The sequence below is a fragment of the Streptomyces sp. NPDC052016 genome, from assembly GCF_044548445.1.
GTDB lineage: Bacteria > Actinomycetota > Actinomycetes > Streptomycetales > Streptomycetaceae > Streptomyces.
Genome location: NZ_JBIUBX010000030.1, coordinates 1 through 13,737 on the forward strand (window position 1 = coordinate 1; position 13,737 = coordinate 13,737).

Below are 13,737 nucleotides of genomic sequence, written 5' to 3' on the forward strand. Positions count from 1 at the left end.
AAGCGAACAAGCCCCACGGGGCTTCCCATGTTCTCTAGGCCCACCGTCAAGCATCACCTGGGACCAGAACGTCAGGCATCAGCTGGGATCCGACAGGGATGGGGCTTGACGGTCGCTAGCCTGTCCGAGTGATTCATACCGATGATCGACAGTTCCCTGCTGCCCTCGCCGCCGCGCTGGCGATTCCGTTCAACTACAACGACGGCGAGGGGGTCGACTTCGAGCCCTTCCCGGCCTTCCTGTCTACGGAGGAGACCACCGACTGGTTCCGGGCCTGGACGGGCAACGCGGAGATCAGTGGCGACGCCTTCCGTGTGTTCGGCCAGGACGGCTCGGGCGGATACGCGGCGTTCTGGTTGGTCCGCCCGAGCTGCCCACTCGTTGACCAGCCTGTGGTCTTCCTCGGTTCCGAGGGCGAGACCGGTGTCGTTGCGCGTGATCTGGGTGCCTTCTTGTGGCTGCTGGCTGGCGGCTTCGGCCCTTGGGAAGCAGCCACCTCGGACGAACCAGACTGGACCCCGTCCCCCAACCGCCAACTGGTGGCTGTCGCGCAACGATTCGCAGCCGACCGGCAGCAGTCGGCAACTGCCGTCATAGAGCAGGCGACCCGGGAGTTCCCAGACTTCGATGACACCATCATGGAGCTCTGCCGCTGACTCGGCTCGCGGGGCTCGTCGTCTTGGCTGCGCTACGCCGCTGCGTGGCTCGGCGCCTGGCCGTGCTCGAGATACACCGGGGCGCTCTCCGCTCGGGCCTCGATGGCCGCAAGGATGCGGCGGGCCAGTCGGGGGATCGTGCGATCCGCGATCTCGCTCCGTGCTACGAACCTGACGCCCTTTAGCTCCTCAACCTGGGGGTGGATGCCGGCCACCGTCTCCGGGTCGAGCTGGCCGCCGTCGAACAGGTACAGCACCTTGTCGCCCTCGGTGGCATTGGGTGCCCAGTCGACGGCCAGGAGGCGGCCGAGCTTCGGCGTGATCCCGAGTTCCTCCTGCACCTCGCGGCTCGCAGCCTGCAGCGGCGATTCGCCAGTCTCGACGTAGCCCCCGGGGATGTCCCAGTAGTCCTTGTACGTGGGCTCCACCATGAGGACGCGTCCGCCGGCATCAAAGAAAAGCGCACCCGCGGCCATACGCGGATGCGCCATCTTCGCTTCGTGCTCGCTCGCTGCCATGGAGACGAGCGTACCCACCTAGACCACGTGCAGCCGGTCGGCGAGTCCTGCCATGGCCTGGCTCGGCCGGCCTCGGTGATTCCGTACCCACGAGAGCACGAGTTCGCGAGCAAGGTAGTGGTTCCGTACCTGTTCAGGGGCCCAGGACTCGGCCTCAAGGATCATCGCCAGTGCGTCCTCGACGCGGTTGTGAGCGCTGAGCGCGCGGGCTACCTCGATGTTGTGTCGGGTCCGTCGCTCCGTCGGAAGGTTGCTGGTGTCGATCTGCGGGCCCAGGTCTACGGCGATCTGCATGTCGCCCAGCTCGGCGGCGGTGGCCACTCGGTGGATGGCGACGTTGGTCGGGCCGAACGCGGTCCACATGTGGTTCGCGTCCTCTCCGAGCTGGCGGGCTGCCTGGTCGGCCTCGGCAAGGAAGTCACGCACGGTCGAGCGGTCATCTGAGCGGGCGGCGGCCATGGAACCGGAGAGGAAGAGCGTGCCGTAGATCGACAGGAACTCTGGGCTGGCGTCCGTGAGCCCTGGGCGGAGGTAGTCGGCCGCGTCGCCGACCAGCTGCACAGCGGCATCGAAGCGGCCGGTCGACAGGAGGCAGAAGGCCACGGATCGAAAGAGGGACCCGGTCACCGCCACGTTTCCGCTTTGCTGCGCCGCGCCCAGTCCGCGGTCCGCCGCGATCCATGCGAGATCGACCTCGCCCACCTTGCCGAGCACCATCGCCGCGCTCTGGTACGTCATCGCCAACAGCGCGTTGGCGCGCTCGCGGTCGGTGCCCTCGTACGACTGGGCCGCGATCAATGCATCGGCCAGTACCAGGGGCAGGCGCCGGGTGGCGAAGCCGTAACGCGATGCCTGGTAGGCGTCCAGTACGTCCGTCACGTTGGTCTGGAGTTCGTCCAGCGGCGTTGGCTCGCCCTCTGTGGGCACGCCCAACAGCGGTGTGAGCTGGCGGTAGTTCATCAGCGCCGACCGAAGCGCCGGCACCGTGCGGTTGCCGCTCTCCGGGGTCCAGTCCATGAGGGTCGGCTCGGCGAGCAGGTCCCCAAGCGAGACGTCGAGGGCATCCGCCAGTGACTTGATGACCGAAAGCCGGTCCAGCTCCAGCCGGTTGTTCTCGGCCTTGCTCAGCCAATCGACCGTGCGGCCGACAAGTCCGGCCAGGACCTCCTGGGACATGCCGCGCCTGCGGCGGTACCAAGCGACTCGCTCACCGATCGTCAGGTTCGTCGTCATTCCTCGCATGGGAAGAGCGTCCACCCGTCTCTCTCTACGGCCCCGGAAGGATTTTCCGGGGTGGTGAGTCCGACCGGTCCTAGCGTTGCTGACAGGCCGAGGGGCTGTCAGACCAACAGGGCGACGAAAGGGCTGTGAGCGTGTTGACCCCGGCAGAGAAGCGCGAACTGATCGACCAGATAAGGGGGCTTGTTGATGAGCTGGCAGATCTCGCGGGTCGATCCGACGCCTTGGTCAACGTCCTTGCGCCTGCTGCCGAACCAGATCCTCAAGCTGGTCCATCCGCTCCGCGAGACGACGTACGTCGCGACGAACCTCCGACAGGTACTCCGTGATCTGCTCGAACTCCGGGCTGCGCTTGCTCTGACCGCCTTCGCCCGGCATCGCGGCGAAGCTGCCCTTGCCCTGGTGAGAGATCGCGTAGCCGTCCTCGCGGAGCCGTGCGATCGCCTGCCGGGCGACCGTACGCGACACCGCGTGCTGAGCCATCAGCTCCGCCTCTGAGGGCAGCTTCTCGCCTGGCTCCAGCTCTCCGTCCCGGATCCTGCGCTTGAACTCGTCAGCGATCTGCAAGTAGGCAGCGCGTCCGGCAGTGAAGTCGGCCATGGCCCCTCTCCGTGGTTGTCGTACCTAGTGCAGCACATCGTTGTGACAGGAGTCGAGGACAACCACTTGACACACCAAGTGGTACAGGTTCATGCTCAACCCCAGAGATGACGTACTAAGTACGTTAAGTGATCGAGCCAAGGAGCGCGTCATGCGTCAGATCCCCGTCGACACCTCCGCCGCGACCGTGATGGTCGCCAAGACCCCGCAGCCCAAGGTCAAGGACCGCCGTACCGGCGAGATCGCCACCGACGTCGAGACGGGCGCGAAGCTGATGACCGTCGAGGTGATGTTCGCGGCCAACGACGAGGTGGAGATCTTGTCCATCACCGTCCCGGAGCCGGGCATCTCCGGTGAGCTGACCATGGGCACGCCGGTGGCGCTCACGGGTCTGATCGCCCGGCCGTGGGAGAACGACTTCAACGGCCAGAAGCGGCACGGTATCGCCTTCCGCGCCGTGGCGGTCACGTCCCTGGTCGCCGCTGCCGCGAACTCCAAGGCGGCCTGACAATGACCGGCTTCACGGTCGCGCTGGTGCTGGTCGTCGCCGCTGCGGGTCTCCTGCGGTGGCGGCGCCCTGCCTGGTACTGGATGACCTTCGGCGTCACCTTCGCCGCGCTGCGGGTCCTGGTTCGCTACGCCTCCGTCATGGACGCCTGCGGGCTGACCGTCCCGCCCTCCCGCTGGCGTCTGGCTCTGGCCCGGGTCACCAACCGTCCGGTCCCCGAGTCCCGGCCGCCGCGCATCCTGCGCTTCCGCCCGACCCGGACCGGCCTGGTCCTGCGGCTGGGACTGCGCCCCGGTCAGGACGCCTTCGACATCGCGGCCGCCTCGGACCGGCTGCGCCACTCGTTCTCGATGTACGGGGTCACCTCGCGTGAGGTGCGCTCCGGGGTCGTGGAAGTGCGGATGACCGGCTACGACGTCCTCAAGCGGGTGCAGATGCCCGCCAAGGTCGACACCCGCCCGATGCTCGTGCCTGTCGCCCTGCGCGAAGACGGCTCGGTGCACTACCGCGACTACCGGGCCGTCCCGCACGCCCTCACCCTCGGCGCCACGGAGTCCGGCAAGTCCGTCTACCAGCGAAACCTCGTCGCCGGGCTCGCCCCGATGGACGTCGCCCTGGTCGGCATCGACTGCAAACAGGGGGTAGAGCTGTTCCCCCTCGCCCGCCGCTTCTCCGCCCTCGCCGACAACCCCGACACCGCCGCCGACCTCCTCGATGCACTCGTGTCCCGCATGGAAGGCGTCTACCAGACCATCCGTGCCGAACAGCGCATCACCGCCGCCGTTCCGGATGCGGAGATAGCCGCCGACATCTGGGACCTGCCCGAACACCTGCGGCCGGTGCCGGTCGTGGTCCTGGTCGACGAGGTCGCCGAACTCGCCCTGTTCGCCAGCAAGGAGGAGGAGAAGCGGCGCGACCGCATCATCACCGCCCTGGTCCGCCTCGCCCAGCTCGGCCGCGCCGCCGGCATCTACCTCGAAATCTGCGGGCAGCGCTTCGGCTCCGAACTCGGCAAGGGCATCACCATGCTCCGCGCCCAGCTCACCGGCCGCACCGCCCACCGCGTCAACGACGAGACGAGCGCCAACATGGCCTTCGGCGACATCTCCCCGGACGCCGTCCTGGCCGCCATCCAGATCCCCGCCGAACTGCGCGGCCTCGCCATCGCAGGGGACTCCACCGGCGGCTGGCACCGCATCCGCGCCCCGCACACCTCCCTGCGCCAGGCCGTCAACACCTGCAACCGGCACGCCGACCGCACCCCGGCCCTGCCCGAACTGGCCCCCTTCCGGCCCGAGCTGACCAGCTCGTCGGAGGCCCCGGTGCCGCTGTCCAAGACGGCTCCCGCCACGGCCTGACCTTCCCCGCTCCTCGGTCGGCGTGACCGCCTTCGCGCCAGGTCCCTACCCCTGCCATGCCTGATGAAGGGAGAACCCGCGTCATGTGCCCCGACTGCGAGGACTTCGCCCGCACCGTTCTGCTGCTGGGTCAGCTCGCCCTTTACGCCGACACGACCGGCGCGGACCTCGACTTCGTCGACGTCGTCAGCCCGTCCCTGGCCGCCTCGCTCCCGCAGCCGCCGGCCGGGGAGGAGTCCTGATGGCCGCCCGTCACGGTGTGCGCGTCGACGCCGTTCTGGTCCAGGCCGTCATCGCCGGTGCCCTGTCCTTCGCCCACCTGCATGACCTGGCCGCCGCTGCCGGACAGGACGGCTGGAAGGCCTGGGCCTACCCGGTCTCGGTGGACCTGCTCCTGGTCGCCGCCTGGCGTCGGCTGCGCAGTGAGGGTCCGTCTCGGCTGGCCTGGTGCTGGTTCCTCATTGCCCTGTTCGCCTCGCTTGGCGCCAACGTCGCGACCGCCGGGTTCCTCGACCTGGCCGACCCGCCCGCCCTGCTCCGCCTCGGCGTCGCCGGATGGCCCGCTCTCGCCTTCCTGGGCGGCACCCTCCTCGCCCACTCCGCCGGACACCGGACGCCGGATCCGGAACCCTCGGCATCCGCCCCGGCACCGGAACCCGACATCGTCGCCGACACCGAGCCGGACCTCGAACCCGTGCCAGACCCGGAGCCCGCACCCGCCCCGGCCGAAGAGGTTCCGGCGCTTCCGCCCGCCGACCCGGCGCCCGCGGTTCCCGCCGTCCTCGTCGACCACGCCCGCAAGGTCGCCGCCGAGTACCGCGACCGCACCGGCGCCCCGATCGACACCGACACCCTGCGCACCCGCCTCGGCGTCCCGCCCCACCTCGCCGACGCCATCGCCGCCCAGCTCGCCTGACCCGGAAGGCAGGACGCCCCATGGCCTCCGACCCCGCCGACCTGACCGCCGCCGACTACCTCGACAGCGCCCGCGAGATGACCGCCGCCGACCGGCCCTACCTCGCCCACCTGCTCGCCGAGGAAGCCGCCCGTCGCACCACCGACCCGGCCACCGCCGCCGGCATCCGTGCCAGCTTCCCCGACCCCACCACCGCCCGGAAGGAGAGCGACTGACATGCCCGCCCGCGACAACTTCCACTCCGTGATGCGGATCGGCCCCGTGCAGATCGGCACCCACCGCAACCGCAACGGCCAGACCAAGCACGCCGCCGTCTGCACCGCCGACCGCTGCGGCTGGTCCGCCGACTACTCCAGCCAGAGCGCCGCCCAGCTCGCCGCCCGCACCCACCGCTGCCGCGTCCGCTAGGAGACACCGCCATGGACGTCCCGCTCTGGTTCGCCCTCGCCGTCGTCGGCTACCTCGGCGTCAAGTTCCTCCGCCCGCCCTGGTGGCTCGTCGCCGTCCTCCTCCTGGGCGGCTACCTCCTCGCCGACAGCGTCCTCGCCCCCGCCATCGACACCGCCCTCACCAAGTAACCGCCAGCAAAGGGGGAACCTCCATGCTCCGCCCCAAGATCCCCACCATGCCCACCCCGACCGGACTCGTCTCCCCGACCGGGCTCGTCTCCCCGCCCGCCGTCGTCGAGCCGACCACCGTGGTCCAGCACACCCCGACCGCGACCGCCCCGGCCCCGGCCGCGTCGAACCGCCCGACGATCCAGCTCACGCCGGGTGGCGTCCTCGCCCTCGTCGGCGGCGGCACGGCCGTGGTCCTGGTCGTCGGCGCCGTCCTCGTCTCCATGCTCCTCGCCGTCGCCATCACCGGCGCGTCCGTCGCCATCTGCGCCCTGGTGATCCGCTCCCTGATCACCGCCCACGCCAAGCGCCGCTGACCAGTCCCCCCGGGGCGATGCACAAGCCGCCAAGCACGCCGCCACCTCTGGGACCGCGCTCCACCAGCCAACCGCCATCGCCAAGGAGAACGTCATGGACCTGACCGCAGCCGCTAGCATCGTGCCGTTACTCGGCTGGGCCGTGCACGGCGGCATCCTCACCCGCCGTCTCGCCTCCGCCCGCCGCGACCCGCTCACCGGCCTGCACACCCGCGCCGGATGGACCGCCCGCGCCGAACACCTCATCCGCCGGCACCCGAACGCGGCCGTGCTCCTGGTCGACCTCGACCACTTCAAGAACCTGAACGACACCCACGGCCACGCCGCCGGGGACGCCGCCCTCGTCGCCACCGCCGACCGGCTACGCACCTGGTGCGGACACCACGGCACCGCGGGCCGCCTGGGTGGAGACGAATTCGTCGCCGTCGTCCAGGACCTGGCCGCCGCCGACCCCGACGCGCTCACCGCCGCACTGCACCGGCCGCTGCCCTACGACGGCGTCTCGCTGCCACTGGCCGCCTCGGTCGGCGTCTGCCCCGTCGCGGATCTCGCGGTGCCCCTCCTGACGGACGCCCTCGCCGCCGCCGACGCGGCCATGTACGCGGCCAAAGGCCGCACCCGCCGGGGCTCCCGCACCACTCGCTGAAAGGCCACCGGGTGGCGCACAAGCCGCCAAGCACGCCGCCACCGGGGCCGTTCCTTCCAACCGCAATCGAAAGGAACCACCATCATGGCCCACCACACCCCGCCCCCGCCGAGGATCTGCCCGGCCTGCGACGGCTTCGCCTCCGTCGCCGTTACCCTCGGCGGCCGCGACCACCGCGGCCACCTGCGCACCATCACCGCGCACTGCCCGGCCTGCAACGGCCTCGGCGTCGCTCGCACCCGCCCCAAGCGGGAGGGTGCCCGTGCCTGAGCAGCTGCTCGACCGTGCCACCCTCGGCGACCTGCTGAGGGTGGCTTCGGCCTCCGACTACCACCGCTGGCACGAGCTGATCCGCCGCACCGGCGGCTGCGCAGACCCCATCCACCTGACCGGCTGGGTCCTGCACAAGGACGAGACGACCGGCGAGACCCTGCACCACTACTCCACCGAGAACGAACCCGGCGGACGCCTCCGCCTCGCCTGCGGCAACCGCCGGGCCTCCCGCTGCCCCTCCTGCGCCTGGACCTACGCGGGCGACACCTACCACCTCATCCGCGCCGGCCTCGCCGGGGACGACCGCCGCGACATCCCCGCCACCGTCCGCGACCACCCCCGCGTCTTCGCCACCCTCACCGCCCCGTCCTTCGGCCGCGTGCACAACCGCCCGGACCACGGCACCTGCCGCTGCGGCACCCGTCACCCGGCCGACGACCCCGCACTCGGCACCGCCCTCGACCCGGACACGTACGACTACGCGGGCGCGGTGCTGTTCAACAACCACGCCGGGCAGCTCTGGCAGCGCTTCACCACCCGCCTGCGCCGCGAGATCGCCGCCCGGGCCGGGCTCACCCGCCGCGAACTCGCCGACCACGCCCGCGTCTCCTACGGCAAGGTCGCCGAGTTCCAGAAGCGGGGCGCGCTGCACTTCCATGCCGTGATCCGCATCGACGGCCCCGACGGGCCGGACTCCCCGCCCCCGGCCTGGGCGACGGTCGACCTGCTAGCCGACGCCATCCGGGCCGCCGCCGCGCACTCCTACACGTCCGTCTCGGTGCCGGCCGCCGGGGACCAGCCCGCTCGTACCTTCCGCTGGGGCACCCAGCTCGACGTCCGCCCCGTCAAGGCCTTCGGGGACGGCTCCGACATCACCGAACAGGCCGTCGCCTCCTACGTCGCCAAGTACGCCACCAAGGCCGCCGAGAACACGGGCACCCTCGACCGCCGCATCGGCGAACTCTCCGAACTCGACCGCCACGGCGTGCCCGACCACACCCGCCGCCTCATCGAGGCCTGCAAGCTCCTCGACCCGCTGTACCCGGACCGGCGCCTGTGGGCCTGGGCGCACATGCTCGGCTTCCGCGGCCACTTCTCCTCGAAGTCCCGCCGCTACTCCACCACCCTCGGCGCCCTCCGCCAGGCCCGCGCCGACTACCGGGCCGCGCAGGAACACGCCGCCCTCGGCCTCGACGACCAGGAGCCGGACACCGTCCTGGTGTTGGCCGACTGGCAGTACGCCGGCCACGGCCACACCCCCGGCGAATCCGTCCTGGCCGCCACCATCGCCCGCGGCCTCCAACTCAACCGCGAAACCGCCCGCGAAGCCCTACGCGACCAACTGGCCCTGGAAGGAGCCGCCGCATGACGACCGCAACCGCCCAGCTGCTGACCGTGCCGGAAGTCATGGCCCGGCTCAAGGTCGGCCGCTCCAAGGTCTACGACCTGATCCGCTCCCGCCGCCTGACCTCGATCAAGATCGACGGTGCTCGCCGCATCCCCGCCGACGCCGTCCAGGACTTCATCCTCGGCCAGATCGAGGAGGCTGCCTGATGGCCCAGCAGCGCAAGCGCAACCCGAACGGCGCGGGCACCATCACCAAGCGCAAGGACGGCCGCTACCAGTGCGCGGTCTACGTCCTCCAGCCGGACGGCACCACCGCCCGGAAGTTCGCCTACGGCAAGACGTGGGCCGAGTGCGACACCAAGCGACGGGAACTGCTCGACAAGGTCGCACAGGGCGTGCCCGTGCCCACCCGGTCGGCCAAGCTCGCCGAGTGGCTGCCGTACTGGCTGGAGCACTTCATCAAGCCCAACCGCAAGCGGACGACGTACAGCAAGTACGCGATGCACGTGCGCCTCTACCTCGTGCCGCTGCTCGGCTCCAAGAGCCTGGAGGCCCTGGGGCCGCGCCATGTACGGACCTTCGTCGCCGAGGTGTCGCGCCGGGCCTCTCCGGCCACGGCAAAAGAGGCTCACCGGGTGCTGCGGACCGCCCTCACCGCGGCCTGCCGTGAGGAGCTGGTGACGCGGAACGCCGCCTCGCTCGTGGAGGCCCCCAAGGTGCCCCGCCGCGAGCTGACCCCATGGACCCTGGATGAGACGCTGACGTTCCTGGAGCACGCGCGCCGCGATCCTCTGTACGCCGCCTTCGTCCTGGCGGTCTCCATGGGCCTGCGGCGCGGCGAGATCCTGGGGCTCCGCTGGTCGGACGTGGACCTTGACCATCGGGTGCTGCGGGTCAGCAAGCAGGTGCAGCGCGTGGGCGGGGAGCTCTACGAGGACACCACCAAGAGCGGCCGGGCGCGTCCCGTGCCTCTCCCGCTGATCTGCCTGGCGGCGCTCCGCTGGCACCGGATGCGGCAGACCGAGGCTGCGCGGCGTAAGGGGGTCGAGCTGTCCCCGTCCGCATACGTCTTCACCACGCGCAACGGCCGCCCGATCGACCCGCAGAACGTGAACCGGTCGTTCCTGCGCATCACCGCCGCCGCCGGCCTCCGGCGCATCCGTCTGCACGACGCCCGGCACGGGTGCGCCACGCTCCTCACCGCGGCCGGTGTCGCCCCCCGCGTCGTGATGGAGATCCTCGGGCACAGCCAGATCAGCATCACGATGGACGTCTACACGCACGTGACGTCGGACACTCAGCGGGAGGCCATCAGCCACATGGATCGCCTGCTCAGGCGTCGTGTCGATCGTGAGTGACCGCCCCGGTTGATGTCACCCGTGGATGTCAGACGCCCCGGACCGATCATCGGCCGGGGCGTTTGTGCTGTTCAGCGAGAGAGCCCCCTGTCGGACTCGAACCGACGACCTTCGCTTTACAAGAGCGGTGCTCTACCAGCTGAGCTAAGGAGGCCTGCACACAGGTGCCCGTGCAGTGTACCCAGCTCGCGGGGGTGCCCCGTCGAAAATTTCCGCGAAGTTCACATGGCCTCGGGTACTGACAGATCAGGCGAACGCCAGGTACCGTCCTGAGCCAGTTCACCCGTGTGGACTACACCAACCACCTTCCTACAACGGATCGTCCGGCACGTTCCTGCCGGTAGAAGGGGGCCCATTCACCATGGCCACTGTCACGTTCGACAAGGCGACCCGGATCTACCCGGGTTCCACCAAGCCCGCCGTCGACGCACTCGACATCGAGATCGCGGACGGCGAGTTCCTCGTCCTGGTCGGCCCGTCCGGCTGCGGCAAGTCCACCTCGCTCCGGATGCTCGCCGGTCTCGAGGACGTCAACGGCGGCGCGATCCGCATCGGCGACCGCGACGTCACCCACCTGCCGCCCAAGGACCGGGACATCGCCATGGTGTTCCAGAACTACGCCCTCTACCCGCACATGACGGTCGCCGACAACATGGGCTTCGCGCTCAAGATCGCCGGCGTCAACAAGGCGGAGATCCGGCAGAAGGTCGAGGAGGCCGCCAAGATCCTCGACCTCACCGAGTACCTGGACCGCAAGCCGAAGGCGCTCTCCGGCGGTCAGCGCCAGCGTGTCGCGATGGGTCGCGCCATCGTGCGTGAGCCGCAGGTCTTCCTCATGGACGAGCCGCTGTCCAACCTGGACGCCAAGCTCCGTGTGTCGACGCGTACGCAGATCGCGTCCCTCCAGCGCCGCCTCGGCATCACCACCGTCTACGTCACCCACGACCAGGTCGAGGCCCTGACGATGGGCGACCGCGTGGCGGTCCTCAAGGACGGTCTGCTCCAGCAGGTCGACACCCCGCGCAACATGTACGACCGCCCCGCGAACCTCTTCGTGGCCGGCTTCATCGGCTCCCCGGCGATGAACCTCGTCGAGGTCCCGATCGCCGACGGCGGCGTGAAGTTCGGCAACTCGGTGGTGCCGGTGCAGCGCGACGCGCTTTCCGCCGCCACCGACAAGACGGTCACCGTCGGCGTCCGCCCCGAGCACTTCGACGTGGCCGGCGCGGACTCCGACCTGGGTGTCGCGGTCACCGTGAACGTGGTCGAGGAGCTCGGCTCCGACGCCTTCGTCTACGGCACCGCGCAGGTCGGTGGGGAGGCGAAGGACCTCGTGGTCCGCGTCGGCGGCCGTGACGTCCCGGAGAAGGGCAGCACGCTGCACGTCGTCCCGCGCGCCGGTGAGACCCACGTCTTCTCGACGTCGACGGGCGCGCGCCTCTCCGACTGAGTCCGGCTGAGTCCGGCCGGGTCCGGCTCACTCCGGCGGAGTACCACCGACTCCGGCCGAGCGCGACCGACTGGGCCTGAAGGGGTGAATTCCCCACGTTGACGAGAAGGGCCCCGCACACTGCTGCGGGGCCCTTCTCGCTGTGGTGATACCCCGACAACAGCGGGCGTTTCGAGCAGCGGGCGTCAACCTCTACCCAAAAAGAGGCGCACATCCATCCCCCGACCGGGTGACCAACCGTCGCCACGCCATTACGCCGCGCTACCCTCACACGCGTGAAGCACTCCGTGAAGCACTCCAGCACCCCACAGACGCGACGCGGCCGGGGCCCCGCCCACCGGATCGGCCGTTCCCTCGCCCTCGTCCTGCCCGTCGTCATGGTGCTCTCGGGGACCCTCGCGGTCACCCGGGTCAACTGGACGGGGAACCCCTCCTCCGACTCGGTGCTCACCGCCGCCGACGTCTCCACCGCGCACCGCACCTCGCACGGCGCCGCCCAGGCCCCGCAGGACGTTCTGCGGGACCAGCTGCTGACCGAGCTCCAGGAGAAGGACCCGGGCGTCGCGCTGACCCACCTCCAGGCGGCGGTGAACGGCAAGCCGTCCCTGGCGAAGCACTGCGCCTCCATCGCCCGCGCCCTGGGCCGCGCCGCCGTCCGCATGTACGGCCCCTCCCGCGCCCAGTCCTACGCCCGCCCCGTCTGCGACACGTCCTTCGCGTCGGGCGTCCTGACGGCGCACGGCTAGGGCCTGTCGTTCGGATCACGCCACAGACGCGGGGGCTGGCACCGCCCTGGTTCCCGTCGCAGGCCCGGCCCGGCCCGACCCGCCTACGGCCCACGGCCTACGCCCACGGCCCACGAAGCGGACCGGCACCCGGCCGACGCCGGTGCCACACGACGAGGGGCCCGACCCGGGGCGATGCCGCGAGGCACGCCCCCGGGCCCCTGCCGATCCCTCTTCCGCTCTGCCGCGGGGGAGCCACACGCCCCTGATCGGGTGCCGCGTACAGTGCGGGCATGACCCATCCGCACGCCGCGTCCCGTCCCACGCAAGCCGTCATCCTGGCCGGTGGCCAGGGGTCCCGGCTGCGCCCCTACACCGACGACCGGCCCAAGCCGATGGTCGAGATCCCCGGGACGGGGACCCCGATCATCGGGCACCAGCTCGGCTGGCTCGCCGAGGAGGGCGTGACGGACGTCGTCGTGTCCTGCGGCCACCTCGCCGACGTTCTGCAGACCTGGCTGGACTCCGCCGACCTCCCCGTGAAGGTCACCACGGTCGTCGAGACCGAGCCCCTGGGCCGCGGCGGCGGCCTGAAGTACGCGGCCGCCCGTCTGCCCCGCCCCGACCGGCCCTGGTACGCCACCAACGGCGACATCTGGACCCGCTTCTCGCTCCGCGACATGGCGGACTTCCACACCGAGCGCGACGCCGTCGCCACCCTCGCCCTGGCCCGGCCGCGCATCCCGTGGGGCGCCGTGCAGACGGACGGCTTCGGCCACATCACCGACTTCATCGAGGCCCCTCCGACGACGTACGAGATCAACGCGGGCGTCTACGTCTTCTCCCCCGAGTTCGCCGACCTGCTCCCCGAGCGGGGCGACCACGAGCGCACCACGTTCCCCCACCTGGCCCGCGAACGCCGCCTGGCCGGCTTCCCGATCCCGCAGGGCGCCTACTGGCGGGCGATCGACACCGCGAAGGACCTCACGGAGGCGGCTAAGGAACTGGCGGCGCTGGGTCGCTGAGGCGCTGCCTGCAGGTCCGGTCGGGTGGTACGGCCGTTGCTCGGCGGCTGCGGGCCGGTGGGGGCTGATCGCACGGTTTCCCCGCGCCTTCGACGGCGATGGGGTGCCGTGCGCTGTCACGCGCACGGCACCCCATCGCCCTATGAGCCGGCACGGCACTCCGTCGCCGCATGAGCCGACACGG

General features: G+C 70.7%; 20 protein-coding genes and 1 tRNA gene. 17 read left to right on the forward strand and 4 right to left on the reverse strand.

The features are described from left to right. Positions 1–128 precede the first annotated feature (128 nt). On the forward strand, positions 129–656 hold the full coding sequence (locus tag ACIHAR_RS31765; RefSeq protein WP_400022837.1) for an SMI1/KNR4 family protein: 528 nt from the start codon (positions 129–131) through the stop codon (positions 654–656). A gap of 32 nt (positions 657–688) precedes the next feature. Here the strand turns inward: ACIHAR_RS31765 and ACIHAR_RS31770 are convergent, their stop codons facing one another. From ACIHAR_RS31770 to ACIHAR_RS31780, 3 genes are all read right to left on the reverse strand, one after another. Beyond that, positions 689–1,174 (reverse strand): NUDIX domain-containing protein, encoded by a 486-nt coding sequence (locus tag ACIHAR_RS31770; protein ID WP_400022838.1) that lies wholly within the window; start codon positions 1,172–1,174, stop codon positions 689–691. An 18-nt stretch (positions 1,175–1,192) separates the two neighbouring features. After that, positions 1,193–2,407: a helix-turn-helix domain-containing protein gene (locus ACIHAR_RS31775; protein WP_400022839.1), complete on the reverse strand. Its 1,215-nt coding sequence runs from the start codon at positions 2,405–2,407 to the stop codon at positions 1,193–1,195. 234 nt (positions 2,408–2,641) lie between these two features. Continuing rightward, entirely contained in the window at positions 2,642–3,013 is a 372-nt protein-coding gene (locus ACIHAR_RS31780; protein WP_400022840.1) for a GntR family transcriptional regulator, read from the reverse strand. A gap of 151 nt (positions 3,014–3,164) precedes the next feature. Here ACIHAR_RS31780 and ACIHAR_RS31785 point away from each other — a divergent pair, with 151 nt between their 5' ends. From ACIHAR_RS31785 to xerC, 13 genes are all read left to right on the forward strand, one after another. Continuing rightward, complete coding sequence (locus ACIHAR_RS31785; protein WP_400022841.1) at positions 3,165–3,521, forward strand: hypothetical protein; 357 nt, start codon at positions 3,165–3,167, stop codon at positions 3,519–3,521. Positions 3,522–3,523: 2 nt separating this feature from the next. Beyond that, a complete protein-coding gene (locus tag ACIHAR_RS31790) occupies positions 3,524–4,879 on the forward strand; it encodes an FtsK/SpoIIIE domain-containing protein (RefSeq protein ID WP_400022842.1) in 1,356 nt (451 codons plus the stop codon). 83 nt (positions 4,880–4,962) lie between these two features. Next, positions 4,963–5,121: a hypothetical protein gene (locus ACIHAR_RS31795; protein ID WP_400022843.1), complete on the forward strand. Its 159-nt coding sequence runs from the start codon at positions 4,963–4,965 to the stop codon at positions 5,119–5,121. After that, positions 5,121–5,795, forward strand: coding sequence for a DUF2637 domain-containing protein (locus ACIHAR_RS31800; protein ID WP_400022844.1), 675 nt, complete (start codon positions 5,121–5,123; stop codon positions 5,793–5,795). Before ACIHAR_RS31795 ends, ACIHAR_RS31800 begins: the two co-directional genes overlap by 1 nt. 20 nt (positions 5,796–5,815) lie before the next feature. After that, positions 5,816–6,010: a hypothetical protein gene (locus ACIHAR_RS31805; RefSeq protein WP_400022845.1), complete on the forward strand. Its 195-nt coding sequence runs from the start codon at positions 5,816–5,818 to the stop codon at positions 6,008–6,010. Position 6,011: 1 nt separating this feature from the next. After that, on the forward strand, positions 6,012–6,203 hold the full coding sequence (locus ACIHAR_RS31810; protein WP_393902729.1) for a mobile element transfer protein: 192 nt from the start codon (positions 6,012–6,014) through the stop codon (positions 6,201–6,203). Positions 6,204–6,214: 11 nt separating this feature from the next. Then, entirely contained in the window at positions 6,215–6,373 is a 159-nt protein-coding gene (locus ACIHAR_RS31815) for a hypothetical protein (RefSeq protein ID WP_189943245.1), read from the forward strand. 23 nt (positions 6,374–6,396) lie between these two features. Beyond that, a complete protein-coding gene (locus ACIHAR_RS31820) occupies positions 6,397–6,729 on the forward strand; it encodes a SpdD-like protein (RefSeq protein ID WP_400022846.1) in 333 nt (110 codons plus the stop codon). Positions 6,730–6,823: 94 nt separating this feature from the next. Next, positions 6,824–7,375 carry a GGDEF domain-containing protein gene (locus ACIHAR_RS31825; RefSeq protein WP_400022847.1) on the forward strand — a complete coding sequence of 184 codons (552 nt, stop codon included), beginning with the start codon at positions 6,824–6,826 and terminating at the stop codon, positions 7,373–7,375. A gap of 84 nt (positions 7,376–7,459) precedes the next feature. Beyond that, complete coding sequence (locus ACIHAR_RS31830) at positions 7,460–7,645, forward strand: hypothetical protein (RefSeq protein WP_400022848.1); 186 nt, start codon at positions 7,460–7,462, stop codon at positions 7,643–7,645. After that, positions 7,638–9,017 carry a replication initiator protein RepSA gene (gene repSA, locus ACIHAR_RS31835; RefSeq protein ID WP_400022849.1) on the forward strand — a complete coding sequence of 460 codons (1,380 nt, stop codon included), beginning with the start codon at positions 7,638–7,640 and terminating at the stop codon, positions 9,015–9,017. Before ACIHAR_RS31830 ends, repSA begins: the two co-directional genes overlap by 8 nt. Then, positions 9,014–9,202 carry a helix-turn-helix domain-containing protein gene (locus ACIHAR_RS31840; RefSeq protein ID WP_053708342.1) on the forward strand — a complete coding sequence of 63 codons (189 nt, stop codon included), beginning with the start codon at positions 9,014–9,016 and terminating at the stop codon, positions 9,200–9,202. The genes repSA and ACIHAR_RS31840 overlap by 4 nt, the downstream gene beginning before the upstream one ends. Then, on the forward strand, positions 9,202–10,353 hold the full coding sequence (gene xerC, locus ACIHAR_RS31845; protein ID WP_400022850.1) for a tyrosine recombinase XerC: 1,152 nt from the start codon (positions 9,202–9,204) through the stop codon (positions 10,351–10,353). The genes ACIHAR_RS31840 and xerC overlap by 1 nt, the downstream gene beginning before the upstream one ends. Positions 10,354–10,434: 81 nt before the next feature. On the opposite strand, the gene ACIHAR_RS31850 is transcribed toward xerC, so the two are convergent. Continuing rightward, positions 10,435–10,507 (reverse strand) — tRNA-Thr (locus tag ACIHAR_RS31850). 207 nt (positions 10,508–10,714) lie between these two features. Here ACIHAR_RS31850 and ACIHAR_RS31855 point away from each other — a divergent pair. From ACIHAR_RS31855 to ACIHAR_RS31865, 3 genes are all read left to right on the forward strand, one after another. Continuing rightward, positions 10,715–11,803, forward strand: a complete 1,089-nt coding sequence (locus ACIHAR_RS31855) for a sn-glycerol-3-phosphate ABC transporter ATP-binding protein UgpC (protein ID WP_365473008.1) — start codon at positions 10,715–10,717, stop codon at positions 11,801–11,803. Positions 11,804–12,090: 287 nt separating this feature from the next. Next, positions 12,091–12,549, forward strand: a complete 459-nt coding sequence (locus ACIHAR_RS31860) for a hypothetical protein (protein WP_365473011.1) — start codon at positions 12,091–12,093, stop codon at positions 12,547–12,549. Positions 12,550–12,821: 272 nt separating this feature from the next. Further along, positions 12,822–13,553, forward strand: a complete 732-nt coding sequence (locus ACIHAR_RS31865; protein WP_365470108.1) for a nucleotidyltransferase family protein — start codon at positions 12,822–12,824, stop codon at positions 13,551–13,553. The last annotated feature ends 184 nt before the right edge of the window (positions 13,554–13,737 follow it).